The organism is Corynebacterium sp. HMSC035E02 (genome assembly GCF_001836065.1).
GTDB classification, from domain to species: domain Bacteria; phylum Actinomycetota; class Actinomycetes; order Mycobacteriales; family Mycobacteriaceae; genus Corynebacterium; species Corynebacterium hiratae.
On record NZ_KV827376.1, the window covers coordinates 123954 to 146492 of the forward strand.

Below are 22539 nucleotides of genomic sequence, written 5' to 3' on the forward strand. Positions count from 1 at the left end.
CTATGAGCGACAACGCGAAAGACAAGAAGAAGGATTTCCGCATCCGTCCATTCACTGCGGCGGACTACCCGCAAATGCGCGAAATCTACGAGCAGGGCCTCAACACCGGCCACGCTACCTACGAGACCCGGTCGCTGACCTTTGAGGAGTTTAAGAACGTCAAGATCATGTCGTCAGTCTTCGTTGCGGTGGAGGCGGACGATGACTCGAAGGTTCTCGGCTGGGTCTGCGCTGCGCAGGCGTCTACCCGCACCGTGTTCCACGGCGTGGTGGAGGATTCCATTTACCTGAGCAAAGAGGCCCAGGGCCGCGGTATTGGCGGCGCCTTGCTAGATCAGCTCATCGAGGTCTGCCGTGACCTGCACAAGTGGGCCATTCACTCATGGATCTTCCCGGAGAACGAAGGTTCTGCCGGGCTGCACAAGTCCCGCGGCTTCGTCAAGGTGGGCACCTACTCCCACATGGCAAAGATGACCTACGGGGAGCTCGCAGGCCAGTGGCGCGATACCGATGTATACGAGTTGCTTCTGCCTAAGCCGGAGGAAAAGAAGGCAGCAGCCAACGAGAAGAGGAAGTAATTATCTCACTTTTCTAATATCAGGGCAGGAGTGGGGATAGAATAGAACCTGATCTCATCCACTCTCTATCGAAGGCGAATCATGTCTTTCCGCACCTCTGTGCTTGCCCTTTCTACCGCCGTAGCCGTGTCGACCGGTGCTTTTGTAGCGCCCGTTGCCACGGCTGCTGAGTTTCCACCTGCTGGCTCCGTTCCTGTAGCAGAGCTCAACGTTAACTATCCCGATGGCGCTCTGGCATATGTCTTTGCCGAGCCGGTCATGCAATCCGACATTGACTTGGTTACCCGCCAAGTTCGTCAGCTGCGCGGTAAGGCTTGGGATGCGAATCTTCCCTTCGACGGTGCAACGCTGCAGCAGGCAGCTGCCGCTGCGGGCTATCACACCCGTGAAGAGTATATGAATGCGATTTCTTGGGATCGTGGCCTTGAGCACGCGGTTTTGCAGCGCGCTGCGGAGGAGAATTTGGATTTCAACCACGAGCGGCTCCCTGGGGTAGGGGCCTTTGGGGTCATCGATAATCTGTTGGCCGGAGAAAATCTCACCACGGCAGACATGCCGGGCGCTATTGCATCGTGGTCGACGGATAGCAACCAAGGCTCCAGTGAGTGGGAACAGCTTGTTCGTGCAAACGGACAAAGGAATCCACAGAATGGCCACTTCTACTCGATCATTGATCCCGTTCACGTAACTTTTGCTCAGGCACAGGTAGGAAAGGTCACCGCAGGCTTCTTCTCCAATCGCGATATGCCGGGTGAACCCGCTCGCATCACCGGCCGCCACGCATTCCCCATCGCTGTGCCGGAAAGTGCAGTCAATGATGCCGAACTGATGACGACTGGAGGCACCTCGGTGGGAAGCCAAGGCAGCCTGGGCTTGAGCATCGATGGATTCTGGGGAGCGAAGCTAGGGGTGCCGGTGGCGTCGCCAAGCTCAAGCGATCCTGAGGTTCTTAAAGTCAACGAGGACGGTACCTACGAGGCTAAGTCGGAGGGAACCGTGACCGTCACCTTTAACACCTATGTGGTGCGCAATGGTCAGCCCCAGTTGTCGGACAACCAAGTCACCAAGATCGTGCAGGTGACCAAGAAGTCTCTTGCTGGAAACCTAAGCTCCGGTGGTGCGGATGCTGGAACCATCGTGGTCATCATTGCCGGCGTGCTTGCGCTCATTGGCGTAGCTGCCCAGGTGGCGCGCCAGTTGGGAATTCTGCGTTAAATACTCTGGTATGAAAAATCCTCGCTACGTCATTGTTCGTAGCGAGGATTTCTTGTTGTTGAGCGGGGACCGACGTCCTAGTCGATGGTCTCCTTGAGGTGCTCCTCCCGCACCGGCAGGATGAGCAGGAGAGCGATGATCGCCATCGGGACCATGAGCAGGATGACCGGGGTGAGGCCGTCGTTGTAGGCGTTGAGGATGACGTCGCGGATGGGGTCCGGAAGCTGAGCCACCATCGACGGGGTCAGGCTAGAGGAACCGCCGCCCTCAGCGCTGAACTTTTCCGCAAAGGGCGCGCCAGCCTTGCCCATGGAAGCAATGGCGGCAGGCATGTTGGCGGCCAACTCATCCTTCATGTTGTGGATGAACAGCGAACCCACCAAGGAGGCACCCATAGCTGAACCGATCTGGCGGAAGAAGTTGTTGGCCGCCGTTGCGGTGCCCACCAGCGCCACGGGGAAGGAGTTCTGAACGATGAGAACGAGCACCTGCATAACGAAGCCGAGGCCGATGCCGAAGACGAGGAACTCAGCGCCAAGTTGAGTCAGGGAGGTATCCACAGTCAGCTTCGACATCCAGAACAGCGCGCCTGCCGTAATGGCGAGACCGATGATGGGGTAGCGCTTGTAGTGGCCGGTTCGGGCGATGATGAATCCCACTGTGGTAGATGTGCCGATCATGCCGAGCATCATCGGGATCATCATGAGGCCCGCCTTGGTCGGCGTCAGGGTATGCACCATCTGCAGGTAGGTCGGCATGTAGCCCAGCACACCGAACATAGCCAGGCCCAGCACCATGCCGGCGGCCGTCGTGAGCACCATGTTGCGGTTCTTAAACAGCAGAACTGGGATCAAAGGCTCCTTGGCCCGCTTCTCGACGAAGACCGTGATGACAGCACCGATCACAACGATGACGGCCAAGGTGAGAATGACGGGATCCGACCACTCGTACTGGGTGCCGCCCCACGTGGTCATAAGGATGAGCGAGGCGGTCGTGATGGCAATGAACGTGGCGCCCAAGGCATCAAACTTGCGCAAGTCAGTATCACCAACGCGCAGGTGCAGAACGAGCACACAAACGGTCATGGCGAGAAGACCGAGGGGGATATTCATCCACAGGCCCCAGCGCCAGCCGGGACCATCAGTGAACCAGCCACCGAGGACTGGGCCGAGGACGGAGGACAGGCCGAAAACGCCGCCCATGATGCCCATGAACTTGCCGCGCTCACGTGCCGTGGTGACCTCCGCAATGATGGACTGGGAGGAAATCATCATGAATCCAGCGCCGAAGCCCTGAATCGCGCGGCCGATGATGAGCAGGTTCATAGAGTTGGCGAAGCCGCCCACGGCGGAACCGATGACGAAGGTGGCAATGCCGCCGATGTAGAGCCACTTGCGGCCCATCATGTCACCGAGCTTGCCGGAGATGGGCATAGCGATGGTCATGGTGACCAGGAAGGCGGAGATAACCCAGCTCATGTGGTCGACGCCGCCGAGCTCGCCGACGATGGTGGGCAGGGCGGAAGCGAAGATCATCTGCCCCAGGGAGCTCATCAACATGGTGAGCACGAGGGCAGAGAAGACGAGGGCAAGGTTGTTTTCCGGCTTGCCGTTGTCAGCGTGGGACGCCGACGGTTTCGCGGTAGCTACCATGAAAGTCCTTTCGAATAGTTGTTGATGAGCATGAGTGCGGAATCAAAGCGCTGCTCAAAGGGGATGTCGCAGCTGAAGTCTGGGGAGGTGGTGGCCAACCAGAAAGCCTCACGGATGGTGACAGCAATGAGGAGTGCCTCCGTGTGCGGGGAGACATCCGGCATGGTCTTTAACGCTGGCTCCTTCTCCAGCCGCTGGGTGAGTAGCTCAAGGACTTCGTTGGACTTGGCACGCTTTCTACTTAAGGACGCCGCCGCTGCGTCCGCATCGCGGGAGATACGGCGGCGTCGCTCAGCAATCTCCCTGTTGGCGTGCTGTCCAATGAGGTGTTCCTTGATGAGGTCTACGGCCAGCTTGAAGAGGTTCTCCGTGGGGGTTTCGAGCAGGTAGCTCTTCTGCTCCTGGGAAAATTCTTGGCTGGGGTTGCCCAGAACAGCTGAGTCCTTGGAATCGAAATAATTAAAGAAAGTACGCCGGGAAATACCGGCCTTCTCACAAATCTCCTCCACCGTGACTGCAGCAAAGCCGTGCTCGTCTACCAAGAGGGTGGCAGCATCCTCTATACGTAGGCGAGTTTTTAGGCGTTTTTGCTCGCGTAATGACAATTCTTCTTGCACAGAGTGCAATCCTACACTCGGTGCAAGTTTGCACCAAGTGCAATGCTGGTGATTCTCATGATGGCGGGACGATCTTTATGGCGCAGCGCACAGGAAAGGAGATAAGAACAGCAACCCCATCCTTCGCGTCCACCGGCAGCGTGGGCTGTGGCTGGTTAAGGCTCGCCGTGAGCGCGAAGGGCGCGAAGTGATGGCTAGGAAAGAAACTCTCAAGCCTAAAACTGCCCTAGTTGACGAAGTTATTGCCAGATCTTGAGGCGGAGGCTATAACTTTGGCAGGACGGGCAGTTTGGCTACCCCGACCCTGCTGTTGGCCCAGCGGGGTGGATGGGAAAACGGCGAAGCCGCCCTCCCGAAGGAGAGCGGCGGCGTGGGCGAAAGCGAGCTTAGAAGTTGTCGCGGTCGCGGTTGGTCATGGTGAGAACGTTGAGGCGCTCATCGAGCTCTTCCTCGGTGAGGTTCTCGCCGTCAACGAAGCCGAGGTCGATGACTGCCTCGCGGACGGTGATCTTCTCGTTCAGCGCGTGCTTAGCTGCCTTGGCGGCGTTCTCGTAGCCGATCTTGGAGTTCAGCGGGGTGACGATGGAGGTGGAGGACTCCGCAAACTTCTTCATGCGCTCCTCGTTGGCCTCGATGCCGTCGATGCACTTCTCGGCGAAGACGCGGGAGACATTTGCCAGCAGGCGGGAGGACTCGAGGACGTTGCGGGCCATCATCGGGATGTAGACGTTGAGCTCGAAGTGGCCGTTGGAGCCGCCGAAAGCAACAGCGGCGTCGTTACCGATGACCTGGCTGACCACCATGGTGGCGGCCTCGCTCAGGACCGGGTTGACCTTGCCCGGCATGATGGAGGAACCCGGCTGCAGGTCCGGGAGGTGGATTTCTGCCAGACCGGTCAGCGGGCCGGAGCCCATCATACGAATGTCGTTGGCAATCTTGTTGAGGGAGATAGCCACGGTGCGCATGGCGCCGGAGAACTCGACGAGGGCATCGCGGGCAGCCTGGGCCTCGAAGTGGTTCTTGGCCTCGGAGAGCTGGTCAATGCCGGTGAGCTTCTTGAGCTCCTCGGTGACCTTGCCGCCAAACTCAGCGTCGGTGTTCAGGCCGGTACCGGTAGCGGTGCCGCCGATAGCCAGTTCACCCAAGCGTGGCAGGGTGGCCTCAACGCGCTCGATGCCGAGCTCGATCTGGCGAGCGTAGCCGCCGAACTCCTGGCCCAGGGTGATCGGGGTGGCGTCCATCAGGTGGGTACGGCCGGACTTGACCACGTCAGCGAATTCCTTGGCCTTGGCCAGAAGAGAGTCGTGGAGCACCTTGAGGCCCGGGATGAGGTCATTGACGGCAGCCTCAGTTGCCGCAACGTGGGTTGCGGTGGGGAAGGTGTCGTTGGAGGACTGGCCCATGTTCACGTGGTCATTCGGGTGGATCTCCACGCCATTGTTGTGGGCGATGGAGGCGATGACCTCGTTGGTGTTCATGTTGGAAGAGGTACCAGAGCCGGTCTGGAAGACATCGATCGGGAAGGCATCGTTGTGCTTGCCCTCTGCGATCTCGGTGGCAGCGGCGATGATGGCGTCAGCCTTCTCCGCATCCAGCTTGCCGGAGTCCTTGTTTACCTGGGCGCAGGCAGCCTTGAGGAGGCCGAGTGCGCGGATCTGAGCATCTTCGAGGCCGCGGCCGGAGATCGGGAAGTTCTCCACGGCGCGCTGGGTCTGGGCACGCCACAGGGCGTCGACCGGAACCTTTACCTCGCCCATGGTGTCGTGTTCAATGCGGTATTCAGTCATGAATTCACCTTTTCTGTGAAATAAGTTTTGTTGGGTTCTTTATGTGTGCCGTGGCACGGCATTCATGGCCACCGTAGCACTCTTCCTGGGAAAGTGGACTAGCTTTCCTGATCGTGGGGGTTGGTGTAGTCCACCACGGAGTATTCCTGCAGCTTAGCCAGCTTATGGATGGAGTCGACGTAGCGGATGGTGCCGGACTTGGAGCGCATGACCAGAGAGCGGGTGGTGGCACCATTCGGGCGGTAGGAGACACCGCGGAGCATATCGCCATTGGTCACGCCGGTAGCGGCGAAGTAGCAGTTCTCAGAGGAAACCAGGTCGTTGGTGGTGAGGACGCGGTCGAGGTCGTGTCCAGCCTTGCGGGCCTTCTCTGCTTCCTCTTCATCCTTCGGCCACAGCTTGCCCTGGATTTCGCCACCCATGCACTTCATGGCGCAGGCGGTGATGATGCCCTCTGGGGTGCCGCCAATGCCCATCATGAGGTCGATGGAGTTGCTGTCCTGGCAGGTGGCGATGGCGCCGGCGACGTCACCGTCCATGATGAGGCGAACCTTGGCACCGGCTTCACGGATCTCCCGGATGAGGTCATCGTGGCGCGGGCGGTCGAGCACGACGACGGTCAGGTCGGCCGGCTTGATGCCCTTGGCCTTGGCCACGGACTTCACATTCCATGCCACCGACTCATTGAGGTCGATGGCGCCGACTGCCTCGGGGCCGACAGCGATCTTCTTCATGTAGAAGACAGCGGACGGGTCGTACATGGTGCCGCGTTCGGCAGCAGCAATGACGGAAATAGCGTTCGGGCGGCCCTCAGCCATGAGGCGGGTGCCATCAACCGGGTCGACGGCGATGTCCATCTCGGCGCCCTGGCCGGTGCCGACCTTCTCGCCGTTGAAGAGCATTGGGGCTTCATCCTTCTCGCCCTCGCCGATGACGACGACGCCGTTCATCTCGACGGAGTTGATGAGCTTGCGCATAGCATCCACCGCGGCGCCGTCACCTTCATTCTTCTGTCCACGGCCAACCCAGCGACCCGAGGCGAGCGCTGCTGCCTCGGTGACGCGCACCAGCTCCATGGCTAGGTTGCGGTCGGGGATATAAGACGTGTTATCAGACATGTGTGATTAGTCCCTTTCTTTTCAGGTGGCTCGGCCCGGGGTGGTGGACAACCCGGAATACATATTTCATTCTTCCACTTTTCTTCCGGTCTCAAGCCCGAATGCCTCCCCCAGAAGAGGGGCGGGGGTGCGCCACCTGCCGAAAAGGCAGGTGAGAGGGTGCTGTCGCGTGTGTTGGAGGCGTCGTGCCATACTGGGCAAGTGGCATCTGAAGATAAACCAAAGATTTTTGAGGACGCGCGTGATATCACCCTGACGGTGGGCATCATCCTCATCATGATGTTTCTGGCCGTCGGTGCGACGGGACTGTGCTCGATAAATCCGGAAAAGTCCGGGCCTGTGCAGAATGTGGATGCCGCCACCTTCCTGGAGATGGAAGCGCGCGGTAGCGGGGCGGTCATTCGCGAACCTGTCATGCCGGAGGGCTGGCAGCCGACGGCCGCGCGGCGCAAGCAAGTGGGCAGCGAGTCCGGTGCCGTGGTGAGCTGGCTGACCGCGAATGAAGGGTACGTTGAGTCGGCACAGACCCAGCTAGCTCTTGAAGATGTCCCCACCGCCTACGATTCCAACTATCGAGCCAGCTCCGAGCGGCGTGAGGTAGCGGGTCAGGACGTGGAAATCCTGAGCAGCGACGACAAGGACGTTCGCCCCCTGTGGATCACGGACTTGGGCGATGCCCGCCTTATCCTTACCGGATCTGCCTCCGACGCGGATTATGAGGCGGCTCTGACCGCATTCGTCGAGGCCAAGCCGCTCCAGATCGCTGAGGACGGCAGCGTCATCAGCGAGTAACTAGTCAGCGAAACGTCACGCTCTGCAGCGCGCCGTCCCATTCGACCTCGACCTCGTTGCCAGCAGCGCTGCGCAGGGTCTCGGGGTCGAGCCCGCTCAGGCGGGTCTTGCCTAGGTAGATATCCACCTTTTCGTGCTTGGACTTGCTGGGGAATAAGGAGACCTCGCTGAGTTTCCCTTCGGTGAAGCGCAAGACAATGGAGCCGGAAAAGTAGCTGATTTCCTCACCGTTGTCGGTGTGAGGGGTGCCGAAGAATTCTTCGGCGAGCTGGCGCGGATCACCAAAAACCATGGCACCTGCTCCGCCGGACTTGGAGACGAAGTCGACGCGATCTCCCGGGTAGCCGTAAATCTTCATTTAAACCTCTCCTGTTTCCGTCTGTGCTTCTGCGTTGTCCGGACTGTCCGCATCATTCTTGCGGAGGGCTTCCTCTACGCGCTTGGAAGCGCCGTCGAGGTGTGCCTCGCAGGCCTTGGCTAGCGCCTCGCCGCGCTCCCAATATTTCAGGGACTCATCCAAGCCCATCTGTCCGAGCTCGAGGATCTTCACGGTTTCGATAAGTTCGTCGCGGGCCTGCTCATAGCTCAGCTCTTCGACGGGCGGGAATGCGTCCTGGCCGGGCTGGCCGGCGCCAATCGTGTCAGTCATGAGGGATAGTGCTTCTTTCTTTCTGGTTCTGTATAACGTGGTCTGTTTAATCCGCAGCCTGGGAGGCCATGGCGGCGGCGGTAATCGAGCCATCACCCACGCGGATGCGCAGTTGCGAACCCGGGGGCGATTGCGTGTAGCTCGTGACGACTTCCGGCCCGCTGCCATCGCGCGGAAGGACCTGCACAATGGCATAACCGCGCTCGAGAGTGGCCGAGGGACCCAAGGCGGAGACCCGCGCACGCAACGAGGCTACCTGGTTGCTTTCGCGGTCCAGCTGATGGGTAATGACTCGCCGGATCGACGCAACGTGGCGTTCGAGTTCCTCGCGGCGCGCGGTGATCGGCACCATGGGGTCTGCGAGGACTGGGCGGGAGCGAATGCTCTCGAGCCCGCGGCGCTCCCGTTCCACCCAGCCGCGCAGCGCAGCCGCCATGCGGGAACGAGCTTCGGAAATCACGGCGTATTCCTCGGCCGCAGAGGGCACGACGCGCTTGGCCGCGTCGGTGGGGGTGGCGGCGCGGAGATCGGCGACGTCGTCAAGCACCGGGTGGTCCGGCTCGTGGCCGATGGCGGAGACAACCGGGGTGCGGGCGGCGGCCACAGCGCGCTGGAGGGCCTCCTCGGAGAAGGGGAGCAGGTCCTCCACCGACCCGCCGCCGCGGGCGATGATGATGACATCGACCTCTGGGCTGGCATCGAGGGTCTGCAGCGCGTCAATGACCTGGGTAACTGCCGTGGCTCCCTGCACCGCTGTATTGATGACCTCGAACTGGACTGCCGGCCAGCGGTCTTGTGCCACCGAGAGGACATCGCGCTCAGCGTGGGAGCCACGGCCGGTGATGAGTCCGATTTTCTTTGGCAGGTAGGGAAGCGGCAGTTTCCGAGATGGATCGCACAGGCCCTCCTGGCGTAGGCGCTGGCGCAGCATCTCTACTCGGGCGAGGAGATCGCCGATGCCGACGTGACGAATCTCAGTAACCCACAGGGAGAAGCTACCGCGCCCAGCGTAGAAGGCGGGCTTGCCGTAGACCACGACGCGGTCGCCGTCCTTGAGCGGCGAGGGAGCATTCCGGATGAGCGACGTGTTGCAGGTCAGCTGGACAGATTTCTCCTGTTCCACGTCACGCAGGGTGATATAGGACAGTTTCCACGTCGGCTTCATGTTCAGCTGGGTGATCTGGCCCTCCACCCAGAGGAAGCCGAGGCGCTCGATCCAGCCTTTGACTTGGTCATTGACCTTGCCGACGGGCCACGGTGTCTCCGCGGAATTGGCCGGTTGGTTCACGCGCAGTCCTTTCTCTTGAGTGGTCTGTGCTTCGGGGCGTGTTCCGTCTAGTGTATGGGGCGCGCCGGACATCGGGTGTCACCGGTCACCTGCGGCGGGCGAGAATGGGCGAGAACTACAGTATGTGGGCAACTTTAGATACTCTGGTTGGCATGACTGAAACTGCAAAGAAGGTGCTCCTCGCGGCTCCCCGCGGCTACTGCGCCGGCGTGGATCGCGCTGTTGAGACAGTGGAAAAGGCACTGGAAAAGTACGGCGCTCCCATCTACGTGCGCAAGCAAATCGTGCACAACCGCTTCGTCGTTGAATCCCTGGCCAAGCGTGGCGTCATCTTTGTGGAAGAGGCCTCCGAGGCCCCCGAAGGTGCTCACCTGGTATTTTCCGCGCACGGCATCGCGCCGAGCGTGCGCAAAGAGGCCGAAGAACGCAAGCAGCTAACGCTGGACGCCACGTGCCCGCTGGTGACCAAGGTGCACAAGGAAGCCCAGCGCTTTGAGCGCGACGGCTACCAGATTCTGCTGATCGGCCACGAAGGTCACGAAGAGGTCGAAGGTACTGCCGGCGAGGCCCCGGATGTCACCCACCTGGTGGATGGCTTGGAGGGCGTCGACAAGCTGCCGGACTTCCTACACGAGGAAAAGCTCATCTGGCTGTCCCAGACCACGTTGTCCGTGGATGAGACCATCCAGATCGTCAGCAAGCTGCGCGAGCGCTTCCCGCACCTGGAAAACCCGCCGTCAGACGATATTTGCTACGCCACACAGAACCGCCAGGAGTCGGTAAAGGCCATCGCCCCGAAGTGCGATCTCATGATCGTTGTTGGCTCCCAGAACTCCTCCAACTCCAAGCGCCTTGTCGAGGTTGCCCTGGAGGCAGGTTCGAAGACCTCGTATCTGGTGGATTTCGCCTCAGAGATCGATGAGGCCTGGCTTGAGGGCGTGAATACCGTTGGCGTCACGTGTGGTGCCTCCGTGCCTGAGTTGCTGGTGCGTGAAGTGCTTGAATACCTGGATGAGCGCGGCTACAGCGACGTTGAGCAGGTGACCACCTCCACGGAGACCATTACGTTCTCGCTGCCGCGCGATCTGCGCCCGGCACGTACTGCGCGCTAGTCCTCGTCGTAGAGGTTTTCTTCGAGCGGCTGGGGGGACCGCTGCACGCGCTGCGCATTCTCCGCTGCTTCAGCGGCGGCGCGGCGGAAATCCTCCTGCACGTCGGTCTCGGGGGAAGCTTGGCGGAGCTGGGCGCGCTCTTTGGCCTGCAGGCGACGGCGTTCCTCGCGGTTGCGCTCCCGGACCCGCCCAGAGCTCGTGTTCTCCCGAGCAATGAGCTCTGCCACGGAGAGCCGCTCAGAGCGGTTGCGGCGGTCGGAGGCAGCGTCGGCACGGCGCTTCTTTTGTGCTTCCGCTTCTCGGCTCTTCGCGTGGTTGTTGCTGCTCCATATGCGCATGACCGCGAGCAGCGCACACGCCAAGACCGTGACGATGAGCACCGGGAAGTGCTGTATCAGTGGGAAGGCCGTGGTGAGAAGCGCGGTCTTGGAAAACGGAGAGGCGCCTTCTGGCAAGGCAGCCGTCGAGTTAATGAACCCGCCGCCTACGGTTCCTAGCGCGTAGAGCAGCGGCAGGGTAATCACCAACAAGTAGAGCCCGCGGATCTCCACCAACCAGGTGAGAGCGAGCGAGCCAAGTCCAAAGATCAGGGCGAACGGCAGGGCAACCTTGCCGAGCACACCTGAGACTGCCAAGGCCACAAGCGTCACGACGAGCGCGACGAGGAGCGCTCGGGTAAGCGGCATCCCACGGCGCGGAGGGCGGCGACGATTTTTGGCAACAGACACGACCAGAGAGCTTACCGGGATTGGTGACCAAAACGTTATTCATCGTGGGCGCGCCGCGGCCAAGAACCGACACTGCGCGGCTCCACCGGTAGGCGGTCTACGCGAGCGGGCACATCTAGTTCCTTGAGCCGCCGCGCGGTGACCCCGACGCGGGAGTCCAAGCTGGCTAAACTCGCGTTATAAGCCTCAACTGCGCGCTCGAGGCCGCGGCCGACCTTGTCATAGTGCTCGTTGAGGGTATTAAGGCGCGTGTAGAGCTCACGTCCCAAGCGCTGTACCTCGCGGGCTTTGTCGGAGATTTCTTCGTGCTGCCAGCTCACCGCCACGGTGCGCAGGAGGGCGAAGAGGGTGCTCGGCGTGGCGATGACGATGTTGCGCTCGAATGCGAACTCGAGCAGCTCGGCATCGATGGAGAGCGCGGCGTCGACGAAGGTATCCGCGGGAACGAAGAGGATCACAAACTGCGGCGTGGGGGAGAAAGCCTCGATATAGTCCTTAGAAGCCAGTGCTTGGACATGTGAGCGCATCAGGTGCGCGTGGCGCCGGAGATACCCTGCCCTTTCTTCCGGATCCTCAGTCTCCATGGCGTCGAGGTAGGCGCTGAGTGGAACCTTGGCGTCGACCACAATGCTGCGCCCACCCGCCAGGTGAACGACGAGGTCAGGGCGGACTACCGAACCGTTGATGCGAGCGCTGACTTGGGAGTCGAAGTCCACATGTTTGCGCATGCCGCCGAGCTCGACCACGCGTTCCAGCTGTACCTCACCCCAGCGCCCGCGGACGTTCGGCGAGCGCAGCGCGCCGACCAACTTGTCGGTGCGATCGGAGAGCCGAGTCGAGGTGCGCGTTACCGCTTGAACTTGGCTGCTGAGCGCGGCGAGCGATGTCGCGCGATCCTCTTCAATTTCCTGCAATTGCAGGCCCAAGCGGTCCATGGCCTTTTCCAGCGGGGCAAGCTCTGCTTGGCGGCGTTGGGATTCTTGCAGCGCGCGGTGTTCTTCGGAGGGCTGGGAAGACTGCGCGGAATAGGCGCGGGCCAGCCAACCGAGGGCGGCGCCAATGATGAGGCCGAGGAAGAGGAGCAACACGGGAAGGGTAGACGTCATGCCTGTCATCATGACATGCGCCCCGGACACGCCCCGCTAGTTTTTGTCCTTCGACTGCAACATCTGTTCGAGAGCGCCGATGGCGCGCTTGATTCCCGCGCGGGCGCCGCTATCGCGCTCGCTGAGTTCCGCGTCAACATCGACCTTGCGGTCCAGCGGGCTCGTGCCATCGCTGGCGACGTCTTCCGCCGCGCCTTCCGGTGCAGCGTGGTCCGGGACGGACAGCCATTGCTCGCGTTTGTGGTCACCCTGCTGTTGGGTATAGCGCCCGATGAGGAAGCCTGCCACGGTAGAAAACTCCAACTCCTCGGCGGTTCTCTCGCCGGATTGGAGCATCACCATGTCTTGGAAGTAGCGGTAGACCACCGCGATGGTGGCGGCAACCGGCACGGCGAGGAAACCGCCGATGAGGCCAAAGAGCGCGGAGCCGACGGTCACGGAAATCAGCACGATAACCGGGTGCAGGTTCATCGCCTTCGACTGCAGCCACGGGGAGAGCACGTTGCCCTCGAGCTGCTGGACCATCAGGACCAAGCCAAGCACCAGAAGCGCCTTGGTGAAGCCCAAAGACACCAGCGCGATGGTCACGGACAGTGCGCCGGCCACAATTGCGCCGACAAAGGGGATGAAGCCGGCGATGAACGTGATGATGGCGAGGGCCATGGCCAAAGGCACACCGATGAGGGCGAGGCCGAGGCCGATAAAGACGGCGTCGACAAGCGAGACAACAGCCTGTGCACGCACGAAACCACCCAGCGTGGTCCACACACGGGTTAGCAGCTCAGTCAAGTGCCAGCCGGTGCGGCGGCCCGTCGCTTGGCGCAGCCACGGCAGGAAGTTGTGTCCGTCCTTGAGGAAGAAGAAGGTCAGCACCACGATGATGAAGAGCGTGACCACGATGGAGGTGGCCGTGCCGATTCCGGTGAACACGGAGCCCGCAATGGAACCCGCCTGGCGCTGCAACCACAGGGCGATTTCATCGATGTAGCCGCCGATCTCATTCGCGTCGAGGTTGAGCGGCGGGCCCTGTGCCCATAGCTGTAAGCGTTGAATTCCCTCGACAGTCTGCAGATACAGAGTTTGGGACTGCCGTGCGAAGTCCGGTGCAATGAACATGAAGAGGGTGCCCACCGCAGTAAAAGACACCAGAATGGTCACCGCGGCAGCGAGGGCTGACGGCAGTCCCTTGCGCCGCATGGCGCTCGCAATGGGGGCCAGCACGGTGCAAATAATCAGCGCGATGAGGACGGGCAGGATGCCGCGCCAGAAGTTGCCCAGCATGCGGAAGGAGGCATAAAGAAAGACGCCAATGATGGTCAGGCGCAGTGCCCACAGTGATGCGGACTTGATGACCTCGCCGACCACCACGGAGCGATCCACTTGGTTGCCTGGCGGGTGTGCGGAGACAGCGTTCAGCGAGGCAGCATCGACGGAGTCATCGAAGCGCCCGCCAAGTGCTGCCTCTGCTGCGGCAAGCTCAGGCGAGGATGCATTGGGGGATGGCTGATCAGAACTCACCCCACCATCTTGCCTTAAAAGATCCGGGGTGCGTTAGGATTGGCCCCGTGAGTCTTACACTTGGAATCGTCGGCCTGCCCAACGTGGGCAAGTCCACTTTGTTTAATGCCCTGACCCGTTCCGACATCTTGGCGGCGAACTACCCGTTTGCCACCATTGAGCCGAATGTCGGCCTCGTTGAGCTCCCCGATTCCCGCCTGAACCGCCTCGCGGAAATCTTCAGCTCCGAGCGCATCCTCCCGGCCACCGTGTCCTTCGTGGACATCGCCGGCATTGTCGAAGGCGCTTCCAAGGGTGAAGGCATGGGCAACGCCTTCCTCGCCAACATCCGTGAAGCTGACGCCATCTGCCAGGTGGTGCGAGCCTTCGCCGATGAGAACGTGATCCACGTTGACGGTGAGGTCAACCCGGCGCACGACATCTCCGTTATTAATACCGAGCTCATCCTCGCGGACCTCCAGACCATCGAGAAGGCCCTGCCTCGTCTGGAAAAGGAAGCCCGCAAGAACAAGGACCTGGCAGAGACCGTGGAAGAGACCAAGAAGGCCCAGGCCATCTTGGAAGATGACCGCACCCTCTTCGCCGCTTCCAAGAGCAACGAGATCGACCTCTCCCTCCTGCGCGAGCTGCACCTCATGACCGCGAAGCCCTTCCTTTATGTCTTCAACTCGGATGAGGCCGTGCTTACCGATGACGCCAAGAAGGAGGAGTTGCGCCAGCTCGTCGCCCCTGCGGAATGCGTCTTCCTCGATGCACAGACCGAAACCGACCTCCTTGAGCTCGATGAGGCGGAGGCACTGGAACTGCTCGAGTCGGTGGGCCAGGAAGAGCCTGGCTTGGCGACGTTGGCCAAGGCCGGCTTCGCCACCCTCGGCCTGCAGACCTACCTGACCGCAGGCCCGAAGGAAGCCCGCGCATGGACCATCAAGCAGGGTTCTGCAGCACCGCAGGCTGCGGGTGTTATCCACACCGACTTTGAGAAGAAGTTCATCAAGGCCGAAATCGTCTCCTTCGATGACCTGGACGCCGCTGGCTCCATGGCAGAGGCCCGCAACGCCGGCAAGGTGCGCCAAGAAGGCAAGGAATACATCATGCAGGATGGCGACGTCTGCGATTTCAAGATCGGCGGCTAGTTAGACACCACTCCGCGTAGGCTGTGGGCATGAGTATCGCCCACATCCTAGACCGCGCAGCAGAGGCCACGCAGTGGCAAGAGGCCCTGTACAAGGATCTCCACCAACATCCTGAGCTCAGTATGGAGGAGGAGCGCACCCGCGGTATTATCGCGGATAAGCTCCGGGAATTTCCAAGAGTCGAGGTGCTGGAATTCGGCGGGGGAGTAGTCGGCATCCTCCGCAACGGCGAAGGCTCGACCGTCCTAGAGCGCGCCGATTTCGACGGCTTGCCCATCACAGAGGACACCGGCCTGGACTACTCCGCTACAGGCGAGGCAATGCACGCCTGCGGCCACGATGCCCACGTGGCCGGGTTGCTCGGCGCCACCGAGGCGCTGGCCAAGGCGACCAATGCGTGGTCCGGTACATTCGTCGCTCTATTCCAGCCGGGCGAGGAGACCGCTGAGGGCGCGCAGTCCATGGTGGACGCGGGCCTTACCGATAAAGTCCCCACTCCTGATGTGGCCTTTGGTCAGCACATCTTCATTGATAAGAATGCCCCCGCTGGCAGCGTACTCATCGCGTCCGGCCCGGTCTTGTCTACAGCGACCTCACTCACCGTCACCGTTTATGGTCACGGTTCTCATGGCTCGATGCCGCACCTCAGCGTTGATCCGGTGGTGCTCGCCAGCTCCATCGTTCTGCGGCTGCAAACAGTTGTCTCCCGTGAGGTCGACCCCCACCACTTCGCCGTGTTGACCGTCGGCGCCCTGCAGGCGGGATCGAAGGCCAATATCATTCCGGATTCGGCGACCTTACGCATCAACATCCGTGCCTATGATGAGGAGGTTCGCGAGCACATCATTGAGGCTATTCGCCGCATCGTCGAGGCGGAGTGCCAGGCAGCGATGTCCCCGCGCGAGCCGGAGTTTGTGCAGAGTGATAATTACCCCCTTACGGTCAACGATGAAGACGTGACCGAAAAGGTGCGCGCCCAGCTTATCGACGTCTTGGGGAGCGACAACGTCCTCGACATGGAGCCGTGGACTGCCTCGGAGGATTTCTCTCGCATCCCCGATGCCTTCGGCACTCCCTATTGTTTCTGGGGCTTCGGCGGCCGTACCGATGGCGCATCAATTCCCAACCACAACCCGCGCTTCGCTCCGGAGCTGCAGCCGACGCTCACCACGGCGACGCAGGCTCTGATAGCCGCTGCTTACGCCTACGTGGGTAATTAATCCTCCATCGCCGATTGCACCACGGAGAGTACCGTGCGCCGCGCCGCGGAATCATCGAGGTGGGAATCCACCAGCGTGACGAGCGCCTCCAAAACCAGCAGGAAGGCCACTCGGGAGGCATCCTGCAGCTCCGCGCGAAACGTCCCATCAGGGGAGGGGATGACCAGCGTGTAGGAGGCGAGCTCCGCCAGGGGCGAGGAGGTAAACGAGGTCAGCGCGATGAGCTGTGCACCCGCTTCGAAGGCTGCGGTGGCGGCGTTGAGCGTGAGTGTGGTTGACCCGGATCCGGAGACCACGAGGCACACACTGTCTTTATCTAATTGCGTCGCGGCGATGTGCTGGCCTATGGCCTCCGCTACGAACTCGGCGGGGCGCCCGATACTTGTCAGTCGCAGCGCCATGGTTTGCGCTAGGGGAGCGGAGAGGCCGTTGCCCACGACGAGGACACGCCTGGCCTGTGCCAATACCTCCACCGTTGCGGTCAGCTCATCCTCGTTGAGCAGGGCAGTGAGCCCATGCACGTAGTTGCTAAAGGAGGCAATCTCGGCGGACATGCGGCCGACGTGGGTGGAGTCGGCGTCGGGAAGCGGCTTCGGGCGCTGCGCGATTTCCTGCGTGAGCGCTACGCGCAGTTGCTGGTATCCGTCATAGCCCAGCGCCTTCGCGGTGCGGATGACGGAGGTACGCGACGTTCCCACCTTAGCCGCCAGCTGGTCCGCGGTGGCGTGTAGGACAAAGTCCATGTCCTCGAGTATGGCCTGGGCTACGCGCTGTTCGATGGGCTGCAGGCTCGGCATGCGCGTAGTGATGTGTGCGGACGGTGGGGCAGTATCAGTCATAGAGTCTGGGGATTTGTTTAGGTGTACTTAGCTGCCACGATCCGGCGGCGAAGGGCGCCGGAGATGGCGTCGATGGACATGGTGATGACGATGACGACTATAAGCAGCACACCCACGACGTCCCACTGTCGGTACTGCGTATAACCGGTGAGCATGTCGCCGATACCACCCACCCCAATGAGGCCGAGGACGGCGGAAGTACGCACGTTGATCTCAAATCGATAGAGCGCCAGGGATGCTAATTCAGGCTGGACGATGGGCCACGTTCCCCAACGCACCATTTCTGCGAGGGTGCCGCCAGAGGCTTTGACGGCCTCAGCCGGGCCGGTCGGCGCGGTTTCGATGGCCTCATAGGTCCACTTGGCATGTGTACCGATGCCGCCGATCGCCAAGGCAAGCGCACCTGTAAAAGGAGTGAGCCCAGTGACCGTCAGGATGATGATGGCGATGATGATCTCCGGGACCGCGCGGATGATGGCGAAGAGCGCGCGCAGCGGAAGGCATACCCAGCCCGGGGAGACAGTGTTCGCGGCGAGGACGCCGAGAATAGTAGAAAGCACTACGCCGAGAAGCGCGCCGATCCACGCCATGGCCACGGACCGCCACGTCTGAAGGAGCGCTTCACCAAGCTTGGACCAGTCCGGGTTCGAAAACATGAGTACGAGGTAGTGCCAGATGTTGGCGGGGAGCTCTTTGAGCGCGGAAAAGTTGACATCGATGTAGCCGAAAGACAGCGCGAGGATGACCAGAATTCCGGCCCACGCAGCCCCGACACCCCAGCTGCGGGAACGTGAAGGTAGCGCGGATGGTGCAGTTGCTGGAAGTGCAATGCTCATCGCAACCTCTTTCGCAGGTTGACGGATACGACCTCGAGGGCGATGACGACGACAAGCAGCTCCAGCACGATGGCGGAAAGCGCGTCATAGCGGTAGAAGCCGCGGACCTCGTCGATGAGCAGGCCAATGCCACCGGCGCCCACGAGGCCTAGTACCGCGGAGATGCGGACGTTGAGCTCGAGAGAGTAAATGACCTGGCTGGCAAAGGCAGGCCAGGTTTGTGGGAGAGCAGTCACGCGATTGATCTGATTCTGCGTGCCGCCGGCCGCGCGGCCAGCCTCCATGTAGGAATCATCGGCGGAGTCGATGGCCTCGGAGACGAGCTTGACTACGATGCCGACGTCGAAAAGCACCAGCGTGATGATGCCCGGGAGGGAACCCACACCGAGCATAGCGACGAGAATGGTGGCGTACACGAGATCGGGTACCGCGCGGACGACGTTGACGATACCGCGCACGAGCGTGCGCCACGGCGTCGACGGATTCGTCGGGCGCGCGGCCCACAACGACAGCGGAAGGGCAATCACCGCGGAGATGGCGGCACCCACCACGGCCATGGCTAGGGTCTCGAGTAGAGGCTCCCACGTGCGCGGAAGGATCGACCAATCCGGGGTGAACATCTGCGCGAGCCTGTCGGCACCGTTGCGCCAGTTGCGTGCGATGTGACCCAGGTTGATGTCAATTCCGCCCCAGGCGGGGATGCACGTGGCGATGGTCAACGCGATGAACGCGGCGAGCCCACCGAGAATACCGGGCCAGTTGCGCTGACGAGGAGGAAGCACGGCTGTCATACTGCGCTCCCTTGGCTCCCCAGCTGGTCCTCCTCGCGGATGCGCCGGCCGTAGATGGCTTCGAAATCCTCCACGGTGGAGCCTGCGGCGGGCCCATCGAAAACTATCTTGCCGTGGCGAATGCCGATGATGCGTGTGGCGTAGTCTTGCGCCAGATCCACCAGGTGCAAGTTCACCAGGGTGGTCAGGTCCCGCTCGGTATTGATGCGGCGCAGATCCTTCATCACGGAGTGGGCAGTGGGCGGGTCGAGGGAGGCGACGGGTTCATCGGCCAGCATGATCGCCGGCTTCTGGGACAGGGCGCGAGCGATGGCCACGCGCTGCTTCTGGCCGCCCGATAAGGCGCCGGCCTTATTCCACGCCTTGTCGAGGATCCCTACGGAGTCGAGGGCCTCGGCGATGATTGCTTTGTCCTCGGCGGTAGAGATTCCCAACAGGGTGCGCCAGCTGGGATTGTGAGAAAAGCGCCCGACGAGGACATTGGAGAAGACGCTCGCGCGGTCCGCCAGGTTGAACTCCTGGAAGATCATGCCGATGCGGCCGCGCAGCTTCCGCAGCTGCGCTCCCTTCGCCGCAGAAATCTCGTGGTCGCCGACGAAAATCTTGCCGGATGTCGGTTGCACGAGGCCGTTGATGCTGCGGATGAACGTGGATTTGCCAGAGCCGGACAGGCCGACGATGGCGACGAATTCGCCGGGAGCGATGTCCACGGAGACGTCGTCAAGCGCCAGCGTTCCGTTGGGGTAGCGCACCGAGACATTCTCGAACCGAATGCCCCACGCTTTCTCCTCCGTCATGGGGAACCTTTCTGAGTGGGAACTGGGCAGTGGAGGAGCGCGGACCTACTGTGCGAAGCGCTCGTTGACCTTGCGCGCCATGTCAATGGATTCCTTCTTAGCCGGAACCCAGTCGGTGATGTCGAAGATGGCGGACATGGTGTCCGGGTCAACCTCGGAGAAGCCATCCATGAGGTCGGTGATTTCCTTGCGGCGCTCTTCTGGGACATCGTCCGAAATGACGACGCCGCCGTTGGGGTACATCTCGGTGTACCCGAAGACGACGAGCTTCTCAGCCAAGTCAGGAGCCTCGGACGAGTCGATGGTGGAGCGTGCGTCCCAGAAGCTAAAGCCCACCTCAGCGTCGCCGTTGTAGACGGCCATGATGGAAGCATCGTTGGAGGTTACCGGGACCTTCTTGAGGCTATCGACGTCGATACCCTGGGACTCCATCGCCATGACGGGCAGCTGGTAGCCGGCCGGGGAGGTAGCACCGAGCATAGCGACAGTGGTCTTACCATCGATCTTCTTCAGCGCCTCGAGGCCTTTCGGGCCCTGGCCCTTGTTCTCGTCTGCGGTGGCGGTGCCGTTGCAGTAGAGGTACTCGGCGCCGCTGGCAGCGTAGGTGGACTTGACTGGCTCGTCTTCGCAGTACTTGTCGGGGTTGTTGGTGACGAACTGGCCGGCGTAGGAATCCGCGCCGAAGCGCTCGTCCTGCAGCACAGCGTGGGCGTCGTACATGTCTTCAGCGGAGGCCAGCTGTGCGGCGGAGGCGATGGCGATGTCAGCCTGGCCGGAGCCGATGGCCTCGACGGCGGCCTGGTAATCCTTGGTCACGACACCCTCAACCTCCACGCCGAGCTCCTCAGAGAGGTAATCGGTCAGCGGCTTGGCGGTGGTGACGAGATCGTTGACCTTCTCGTTTGGGATGAGCGCGAGGGTGAGCTTGTCATCGGATCCCTTGGCAGAATCGGAACCGTTATCGGAGTCGGAAGAGCAGGCGGTGAGGGAGAGGGACAAGGTAAGTGCGGTGGCGGCAAGAGCGGTGAAACGGCGCATAATGAATGTCTTTCTGTGCGTGTGGGTTAAAGAGCGGAGGTCAGTTCGGGAAAGATGTCGGTGACGCGGGTGACGCGCCACGTCGGGTCAGCCTCAGGGGAGGTTGCGAAGGGGGAGTCAACGAGCACGGTGCGTCCGCCTACGGCGGCCACGGGTGCGAGGTCGAACTCCCAAATATCGCCGAAGGCGATGAGGTGAGTCGGATCCGTGTCGGCGAGATCGGTGTTCAGGATGCGGGTCAGTCCTTCGGGTTTGCCCACCCTGGTGTAGACGGTGTCGAAGGACCTGTCGAGGCCCAGTGTGTGAAGGGCAGCGCTAAGACCAATCTCTGGAGAGTTCGTCGCCAGAATGGCGCTGCCGGGGTAGGAGGCAAGGAATTCGGCAAGCCCCTCAGGGGCGGTGATACCGGTGTCGGCGAGGTTCTCCCGGGAAGCCATATATGCCTCCTGGCAGGTCTCTTCCGGCACGTCGAGTTCGGCGGCGAGAGTGCGGACGAGGTGGTAACCGTCGCGTGCTGATCCGACGTTATCGGAGTTCAGCAGCGCTTCGGTGTCTTGAGCAATGGATGGGTGCCCGGCTTTCTCTGCAATAAGGTGCGCATAGGCCAGCACGGGGCCGTGGCCAAGGCTAACGGTCCCGTCAAAATCGAAGAGAAGGACTGGGCGAGTTATGTCTGTGGACATAAAGTACAAACTAACGGCGGTTTATGTACTTCGCGACCGCACGCGGTAAACATTCAGTGAACAGTGCGTGCACATCCGGCTTTGGTACCCTAAGGGGCTGTAAAAATCTCTTCTCGAAGGCCGACATTATGTCTCTTCCCACCGAGCAGTTACTGCTCGAACGCTTTATGAAGCTCTCCATCGCTACTGCAGTGGCTACGATCGCGCTCAAGATTGTCGCTGCTGCGGTGACGGGATCGGTGGGCTTTCTTTCCGACGCCCTCGAATCTGGTGTGAACCTCGTCGCCGCTGTTGTAGGTTTTGTGGCTATTAGGATTGCGGCAAAGCCGGCAGACGCAAACCACCAGTTCGGCCACGGCAAGGCCGAATATGTTTCCGCGCTGGTGGAGGGTGCAATGATCTTCGTCGCTGCGGCGATGATTATCTACACGGCCATTCGCCGACTTCTGGATCCGCAGCCACTGGAGCAGCCTGGGCTCGGACTTTTACTATCGCTCGTGGCCTCCCTACTGAACCTGGGCGTGGGCCTTCTGCTTGTGCGCGCGGGTAAACAACACCGTTCGGCCACCTTGCAGGCGGATGGAAAGCACTTGCTTACCGACGTCTGGACGTCCGTCGGCGTCATCGTCGGTATTGGGGCAGTGACGTTGACAGGCTGGCTGTGGCTGGACCCCATCATCGCGTTTGCCGTGGGCCTCAATATTTTGTGGACTGGCTACAAGTTGCTCAAAGAATCGTTGAGCTCCCTGTTGTCGGAGTCCTTGCCGAAGAAAGAACACGGGCAGCTGGATGCGCTTCTCAATGAGCTGGAGGACCACCACCAGGTCTCCTTTACCTCGCGCCGCACAGTGGCAGCGGGTCGCCAGCGCCTTGTCTATCTCACCATGGACGTACCCGGCGAGTGGACGGTGCTGCACTCGCACACCATCGCCGACCGCATCGAAGACGCCATTGACGAGCTTTTCCCTGGCGCCGAGGTATTCATCCACGTTGAACCTGCCGGCACGGTTCATCGCCGCATTTTGCGAATGCCGTAACGCTT

The 22539-nt window shown here is 61.3% G+C and carries 23 protein-coding genes; 7 read left to right on the plus strand and 16 right to left on the minus strand.

The genetic code is table 11. From position 1 onward, the window contains the following. Window positions 1-2: 2 nt before the first annotated feature. Both HMPREF2635_RS11805 and HMPREF2635_RS11810 read left to right on the plus strand, forming a co-directional pair. Window positions 3-578, plus strand: a complete 576-nt coding sequence (locus HMPREF2635_RS11805) for a GNAT family N-acetyltransferase (RefSeq protein ID WP_046648337.1) — start codon at window positions 3-5, stop codon at window positions 576-578. A gap of 81 nt (window positions 579-659) precedes the next feature. Next, entirely contained in the window at window positions 660-1793 is a 1134-nt protein-coding gene (locus HMPREF2635_RS11810; protein WP_070510296.1) for a hypothetical protein, read from the plus strand. A gap of 77 nt (window positions 1794-1870) precedes the next feature. Here the strand turns inward: HMPREF2635_RS11810 and HMPREF2635_RS11815 are convergent, their stop codons facing one another. From HMPREF2635_RS11815 to glpX, 4 genes are all read right to left on the minus strand, one after another. Continuing rightward, window positions 1871-3445 (minus strand): MDR family MFS transporter, encoded by a 1575-nt coding sequence (locus tag HMPREF2635_RS11815; RefSeq protein ID WP_046648338.1) that lies wholly within the window; start codon window positions 3443-3445, stop codon window positions 1871-1873. Further along, entirely contained in the window at window positions 3439-4062 is a 624-nt protein-coding gene (locus HMPREF2635_RS11820; RefSeq protein ID WP_070701636.1) for a TetR/AcrR family transcriptional regulator, read from the minus strand. Before HMPREF2635_RS11820 ends, HMPREF2635_RS11815 begins: the two co-directional genes overlap by 7 nt. Before the next feature lie 386 nt (window positions 4063-4448). After that, window positions 4449-5849 (minus strand): class II fumarate hydratase, encoded by a 1401-nt coding sequence (locus tag HMPREF2635_RS11825; protein WP_046648340.1) that lies wholly within the window; start codon window positions 5847-5849, stop codon window positions 4449-4451. 98 nt (window positions 5850-5947) lie between these two features. Beyond that, the gene (gene glpX / locus HMPREF2635_RS11830) at window positions 5948-6967 is read right to left on the minus strand and encodes a class II fructose-bisphosphatase (protein ID WP_046648341.1); all 1020 of its coding nucleotides are present in this window, start codon (window positions 6965-6967) and stop codon (window positions 5948-5950) included. A gap of 201 nt (window positions 6968-7168) precedes the next feature. Here glpX and HMPREF2635_RS11835 point away from each other — a divergent pair, with 201 nt between their 5' ends. Continuing rightward, complete coding sequence (locus tag HMPREF2635_RS11835; protein ID WP_070821812.1) at window positions 7169-7759, plus strand: DUF4245 domain-containing protein; 591 nt, start codon at window positions 7169-7171, stop codon at window positions 7757-7759. A 4-nt stretch (window positions 7760-7763) separates the two neighbouring features. On the opposite strand, the gene HMPREF2635_RS11840 is transcribed toward HMPREF2635_RS11835, so the two are convergent. From HMPREF2635_RS11840 to xseA, 3 genes are read right to left on the minus strand one after another with little or no spacing between them, the layout of a single operon-like run. Continuing rightward, the gene (locus HMPREF2635_RS11840) at window positions 7764-8117 is read right to left on the minus strand and encodes a hypothetical protein (protein ID WP_070821813.1); all 354 of its coding nucleotides are present in this window, start codon (window positions 8115-8117) and stop codon (window positions 7764-7766) included. Beyond that, window positions 8118-8408 carry an exodeoxyribonuclease VII small subunit gene (locus HMPREF2635_RS11845; protein ID WP_070701640.1) on the minus strand — a complete coding sequence of 97 codons (291 nt, stop codon included), beginning with the start codon at window positions 8406-8408 and terminating at the stop codon, window positions 8118-8120. 46 nt (window positions 8409-8454) lie between these two features. Next, the gene (gene xseA / locus HMPREF2635_RS11850; RefSeq protein ID WP_070517593.1) at window positions 8455-9696 is read right to left on the minus strand and encodes an exodeoxyribonuclease VII large subunit; all 1242 of its coding nucleotides are present in this window, start codon (window positions 9694-9696) and stop codon (window positions 8455-8457) included. A 152-nt stretch (window positions 9697-9848) separates the two neighbouring features. Between xseA and HMPREF2635_RS11855 the strand changes: the two genes are divergently transcribed. Beyond that, complete coding sequence (locus HMPREF2635_RS11855) at window positions 9849-10808, plus strand: 4-hydroxy-3-methylbut-2-enyl diphosphate reductase (protein WP_187357591.1); 960 nt, start codon at window positions 9849-9851, stop codon at window positions 10806-10808. Here HMPREF2635_RS11855 and HMPREF2635_RS11860 read toward each other — a convergent pair. Genes HMPREF2635_RS11860 through HMPREF2635_RS11870 form a run of 3 tightly spaced genes read right to left on the minus strand, consistent with a single transcriptional unit; the run spans window position 10805 to window position 14160 of the window. After that, on the minus strand, window positions 10805-11536 hold the full coding sequence (locus HMPREF2635_RS11860; protein WP_246824890.1) for a DUF6542 domain-containing protein: 732 nt from the start codon (window positions 11534-11536) through the stop codon (window positions 10805-10807). The genes HMPREF2635_RS11855 and HMPREF2635_RS11860 overlap by 4 nt on opposite strands. 35 nt (window positions 11537-11571) lie before the next feature. Beyond that, the gene (locus HMPREF2635_RS11865; protein WP_070510515.1) at window positions 11572-12642 is read right to left on the minus strand and encodes a DNA recombination protein RmuC; all 1071 of its coding nucleotides are present in this window, start codon (window positions 12640-12642) and stop codon (window positions 11572-11574) included. A 36-nt stretch (window positions 12643-12678) separates the two neighbouring features. Continuing rightward, entirely contained in the window at window positions 12679-14160 is a 1482-nt protein-coding gene (locus HMPREF2635_RS11870; RefSeq protein WP_070821815.1) for an AI-2E family transporter, read from the minus strand. 47 nt (window positions 14161-14207) lie between these two features. Here HMPREF2635_RS11870 and ychF point away from each other — a divergent pair, with 47 nt between their 5' ends. Beyond that, a complete protein-coding gene (gene ychF, locus HMPREF2635_RS11875; RefSeq protein WP_070546558.1) occupies window positions 14208-15293 on the plus strand; it encodes a redox-regulated ATPase YchF in 1086 nt (361 codons plus the stop codon). Between the two features lie 29 nt (window positions 15294-15322). Further along, window positions 15323-16513: an amidohydrolase gene (locus HMPREF2635_RS11880; protein ID WP_070821816.1), complete on the plus strand. Its 1191-nt coding sequence runs from the start codon at window positions 15323-15325 to the stop codon at window positions 16511-16513. On the opposite strand, the gene HMPREF2635_RS11885 is transcribed toward HMPREF2635_RS11880, so the two are convergent. Genes HMPREF2635_RS11885 through HMPREF2635_RS11910 form a run of 6 tightly spaced genes read right to left on the minus strand, consistent with a single transcriptional unit; the run spans window position 16510 to window position 21497 of the window. Continuing rightward, window positions 16510-17352 carry a MurR/RpiR family transcriptional regulator gene (locus tag HMPREF2635_RS11885; protein ID WP_070821817.1) on the minus strand — a complete coding sequence of 281 codons (843 nt, stop codon included), beginning with the start codon at window positions 17350-17352 and terminating at the stop codon, window positions 16510-16512. The genes HMPREF2635_RS11880 and HMPREF2635_RS11885 overlap by 4 nt on opposite strands. A gap of 17 nt (window positions 17353-17369) precedes the next feature. Then, window positions 17370-18188 carry a phosphonate ABC transporter, permease protein PhnE gene (phnE, locus tag HMPREF2635_RS11890; RefSeq protein WP_070821818.1) on the minus strand — a complete coding sequence of 273 codons (819 nt, stop codon included), beginning with the start codon at window positions 18186-18188 and terminating at the stop codon, window positions 17370-17372. After that, entirely contained in the window at window positions 18185-18979 is a 795-nt protein-coding gene (phnE, locus tag HMPREF2635_RS11895; protein ID WP_070821819.1) for a phosphonate ABC transporter, permease protein PhnE, read from the minus strand. The genes phnE (HMPREF2635_RS11890) and phnE (HMPREF2635_RS11895) overlap by 4 nt, the downstream gene beginning before the upstream one ends. Continuing rightward, window positions 18976-19776, minus strand: a complete 801-nt coding sequence (gene phnC, locus HMPREF2635_RS11900; RefSeq protein ID WP_070821820.1) for a phosphonate ABC transporter ATP-binding protein — start codon at window positions 19774-19776, stop codon at window positions 18976-18978. The genes phnE (HMPREF2635_RS11895) and phnC overlap by 4 nt, the downstream gene beginning before the upstream one ends. Before the next feature lie 45 nt (window positions 19777-19821). Further along, complete coding sequence (locus tag HMPREF2635_RS11905; RefSeq protein ID WP_070510246.1) at window positions 19822-20814, minus strand: phosphate/phosphite/phosphonate ABC transporter substrate-binding protein; 993 nt, start codon at window positions 20812-20814, stop codon at window positions 19822-19824. A 26-nt stretch (window positions 20815-20840) separates the two neighbouring features. Beyond that, window positions 20841-21497, minus strand: coding sequence for an HAD family hydrolase (locus tag HMPREF2635_RS11910; protein ID WP_070821821.1), 657 nt, complete (start codon window positions 21495-21497; stop codon window positions 20841-20843). A gap of 128 nt (window positions 21498-21625) precedes the next feature. Here HMPREF2635_RS11910 and HMPREF2635_RS11915 point away from each other — a divergent pair, with 128 nt between their 5' ends. After that, a complete protein-coding gene (locus HMPREF2635_RS11915) occupies window positions 21626-22534 on the plus strand; it encodes a cation diffusion facilitator family transporter (RefSeq protein ID WP_246824891.1) in 909 nt (302 codons plus the stop codon). The last annotated feature ends 5 nt before the right edge of the window (window positions 22535-22539 follow it).

Coding starts and splice junctions, on each gene's coding strand:
- HMPREF2635_RS11855 (WP_187357591.1), top strand. CDS start 9,849: ATGACTGAAACTGCAAAGAAGGTGCTCCTCGCGGCTCCCCGCGGCTAC.
- HMPREF2635_RS11880 (WP_070821816.1), top strand. CDS start 15,323: ATGAGTATCGCCCACATCCTAGACCGCGCAGCAGAGGCCACGCAGTGG.
- HMPREF2635_RS11885 (WP_070821817.1), bottom strand. CDS start 17,352: ATGACTGATACTGCCCCACCGTCCGCACACATCACTACGCGCATGCCG.
- HMPREF2635_RS11865 (WP_070510515.1), bottom strand. CDS start 12,642: ATGACGTCTACCCTTCCCGTGTTGCTCCTCTTCCTCGGCCTCATCATT.
- HMPREF2635_RS11805 (WP_046648337.1), top strand. CDS start 3: ATGAGCGACAACGCGAAAGACAAGAAGAAGGATTTCCGCATCCGTCCA.
- HMPREF2635_RS11815 (WP_046648338.1), bottom strand. CDS start 3,445: ATGGTAGCTACCGCGAAACCGTCGGCGTCCCACGCTGACAACGGCAAG.
- phnC (WP_070821820.1), bottom strand. CDS start 19,776: ATGACGGAGGAGAAAGCGTGGGGCATTCGGTTCGAGAATGTCTCGGTG.
- HMPREF2635_RS11840 (WP_070821813.1), bottom strand. CDS start 8,117: ATGAAGATTTACGGCTACCCGGGAGATCGCGTCGACTTCGTCTCCAAG.
- HMPREF2635_RS11810 (WP_070510296.1), top strand. CDS start 660: ATGTCTTTCCGCACCTCTGTGCTTGCCCTTTCTACCGCCGTAGCCGTG.
- HMPREF2635_RS11915 (WP_246824891.1), top strand. CDS start 21,626: ATGTCTCTTCCCACCGAGCAGTTACTGCTCGAACGCTTTATGAAGCTC.
- HMPREF2635_RS11825 (WP_046648340.1), bottom strand. CDS start 5,849: ATGACTGAATACCGCATTGAACACGACACCATGGGCGAGGTAAAGGTT.
- HMPREF2635_RS11905 (WP_070510246.1), bottom strand. CDS start 20,814: ATGCGCCGTTTCACCGCTCTTGCCGCCACCGCACTTACCTTGTCCCTC.
- HMPREF2635_RS11910 (WP_070821821.1), bottom strand. CDS start 21,497: ATGTCCACAGACATAACTCGCCCAGTCCTTCTCTTCGATTTTGACGGG.
- glpX (WP_046648341.1), bottom strand. CDS start 6,967: ATGTCTGATAACACGTCTTATATCCCCGACCGCAACCTAGCCATGGAG.
- phnE (WP_070821818.1), bottom strand. CDS start 18,188: ATGAGCATTGCACTTCCAGCAACTGCACCATCCGCGCTACCTTCACGT.
- HMPREF2635_RS11845 (WP_070701640.1), bottom strand. CDS start 8,408: ATGACTGACACGATTGGCGCCGGCCAGCCCGGCCAGGACGCATTCCCG.
- phnE (WP_070821819.1), bottom strand. CDS start 18,979: ATGACAGCCGTGCTTCCTCCTCGTCAGCGCAACTGGCCCGGTATTCTC.